This window comes from Solidesulfovibrio aerotolerans, assembly GCF_009856865.1.
GTDB classification, from domain to species: Bacteria; Desulfobacterota; Desulfovibrionia; order Desulfovibrionales; family Desulfovibrionaceae; genus Solidesulfovibrio; species Solidesulfovibrio aerotolerans.
Map to the genome: position 1 here is coordinate 1 of NZ_WVUD01000104.1, position 2,617 is coordinate 2,617.

The window sequence follows — 2,617 nt, forward strand, 5'->3', positions numbered from 1 at the left end:
TGCGCGATTCGGAGCAAATCGGCCGGGCAATTCGGACGAAGCCGGCCACCCAATTCGGTTGAAACCGGCCGGGCAATTCGGCTGAAACCGGCCACTTTTTCCGGAATTCCGGATTAGGTGGCCGAAATCCCCCGAAACGGGTGGCCGAATTGACCGTATTGCCAGTCAAAACAGATGGATAAGTTGAGATAGCACTGGATAAACCCTAGGCAGAGCTTCCTGAAGGAGGAAGCCATGCCGAGAAAGAGGTTATCCATGCGATTGATACGGGAAGTTCTTCGACTCCATTACGATCACGGCCTGAGTACCAACCTCATTTCCCGCGCCTGCGGGATCGCCCGCTCCACCTGCCAGGAATATATCAAACGCTTTGTATCCAGAGGGTTGGCTTGGCCGTTGCCCGAATCCTTCGAGAACACCGCCCTCGATGCGCTTTTGTTTTCACTGCCGCCAAACGATGAGAGGAAAAAGCCCACTCCAGATTGGAAAGAAATCCGCCGTGAACTCTCCAGAAAGGGCGTAACCCTCAAGCTTCTCTGGCAAGAATACCGTGGCCAGCATCCTGACGGATACGGCTATACCCAATTCACTGAGCACTACCGGCTGTGGTCAGGGCACCTCGACGTCACCATGCGCCAGACTCACAAGGCTGGTGAGAAGCTTTTCGTCGACTACGCGGGCATGACCATGGACATAGTTGACGCCTGCACCGGCGAGGTGGTCACGGCACAAATTTTTGTCGCAGCCTTGGGTGCGAGCAATTTCATCTTCGCCGAAGCGACACCAGATCAGAGTCTGGCGAGTTGGATCGGCAGTCATATTAGAGCGTTACAAGTCATAGGTGGCGTCCCAGAAGTGGTTGTGCCGGACAACCTGAAGTCCGGGGTAAAAAGCCCGTGCAGGTATGAACCTGAGATCAATCCGGCCTACCAGGAATGGGCTCAACATTATGGGGTGGCGGTCATTCCGGCCCGGGTGCGCAAGCCCAGGGACAAGGCCAAAGTGGAATCCGCCGTGCTGATAGTCGAGCGGTGGGTTTTAGCGCCCTTACGGAACCGCAGATTCTTTTCCATCGCTGAACTCAATGACGCCATCCGCGACCAGCTTGAGGAACTCAACGGGCGGCCATTGAAAGGTGTTGGTCGTTCCCGCCAGGATCTACTCGACTCCGTGGATAGACCAGCGTTGCATCCTTTACCGAAGGCTCATTATGAAATAGCGGACTGGAAAAATGCGAAAGTCAACCTGGATTACCATATTGAGGTAGAAAAGCACTTCTACTCAGTTCCGTACACACTGGCCAGAAAACACGTCGAAGTTCGCCACACTCAAGGCATCGTAGAGATTTTCTACCAAGGAACACGAGTAGCTTCCCATCGACGCAGCTACAAAGTGTACCAGTACACCACAAATCCCGATCATATGCCCAAGTCTCATCAAGAAGCGGCCGGCTGGACTCCCGAACGTTTTAAAGCCTGGGGCGGTAAAATCGGCCCATACGTCCTGGGGATGGTCGAGGACGTCCTCGGGCGTCGCCAGCATCCAGAGCAAGGCTATCGAAGCATCCTTGGCCTGTTGCGGCTTGAGTCCACCTTCGGACCAGATCGCTTGAACCGCGCTTGTCAGAGGGCTTTGCGATACGGCCTAACCGGGCGGCGGCCAGTGCACGAAATCCTTAAAAAGAAGCAGGATATGCTTGCACTGCCGGAGCAAGAGCAATTGCCGTTGCCCGCCCATGACAATGTCCGGGGTGCGAACTTTTACAAGTAAAGGAGGGCTTGGTGCTGAACCATCAGACCATGGAAAAACTGGCGCAAATGAAATTGTCTGGAATCTTAGATGGTTTCAAGGAGCAGATTGACAACCCGGCCTTTAGCGACCTGGCCTTCGAGGACCGCTTGGGGCTGCTCGTGGACAGAGAATACCTCCTCCGCGATAATCGTCGTTTAACGAGGCGCTTCCAAGAAGCCCACCTCAAGGTCAAGGCCTCCGTCGAGGACGTGGACTTCCAGGCCCCACGCGGCTTGGACAAAAGACTTTTCCTCGAACTGGCCAGCTGTGGCTGGATAGGTCGGAAGCACAACTTGATCATCACTGGCCCGACCGGCGGCGGCAAGACCTATCTGGCCTGTGCCCTTGCTCAGAAAGCCTGCCGGGAAGGGATCCGGTGCCTTTACTACCATTTCCCAGAGCTGCTCCAGGATATCGGTATCAGCCGGGCCGAAGGGTCGGAACGGATCTTTGCCCGAAAACTCGCGACAAGAGACTTGCTTGTCGTCGACGATTGGCTCAGGGAGCCGATCAGCGCCGAAATAGCCCGCAGCCTCGCCGACCTGATGGATGAACGCTTTCGGAACAAATCAACCTTGTTTGCGACTCAGTTCCCGGTGGCGGAATGGCACGGGCGATTTCAAGACCCGACCCTGGCGGATGCGGTCTTGGACAGGATCGTTCACGATTCGCACCGAATTGAGTTGTCGGGAGATTCAATGCGGAAGCGAACCTCGGACTTGACCAAATCGGCCACCTGAAGCAGGAGAGAAATACCAGCGCGCTCAACTCATCCTGGGTGGCCGAATATTCCGAATTGGGTGGCCGATTTCACCGAAATCCGCAC

2 protein-coding genes are annotated in these 2,617 nt (G+C 55.4%); both read left to right on the top strand.

Features of this window, described 5'->3' with window-relative positions:
* Positions 1 to 234: 234 nt before the first annotated feature.
* Positions 235 to 1,770, top strand: coding sequence for an IS21 family transposase (istA, locus tag GTA51_RS20220; RefSeq protein ID WP_160964285.1), 1,536 nt, complete (start codon positions 235 to 237; stop codon positions 1,768 to 1,770).
* Positions 1,771 to 1,781: 11 nt separating this feature from the next.
* On the top strand, positions 1,782 to 2,531 hold the full coding sequence (gene istB, locus GTA51_RS20225; protein WP_160964286.1) for an IS21-like element helper ATPase IstB: 750 nt from the start codon (positions 1,782 to 1,784) through the stop codon (positions 2,529 to 2,531).
* The last annotated feature ends 86 nt before the right edge of the window (positions 2,532 to 2,617 follow it).

Bases quoted from the DNA above. Each gene is read 5' to 3' on its own strand.
- istA (WP_160964285.1), top strand. From the start codon at position 235: ATGCCGAGAAAGAGGTTATCCATGCGATTGATACGGGAAGTTCTTCGA.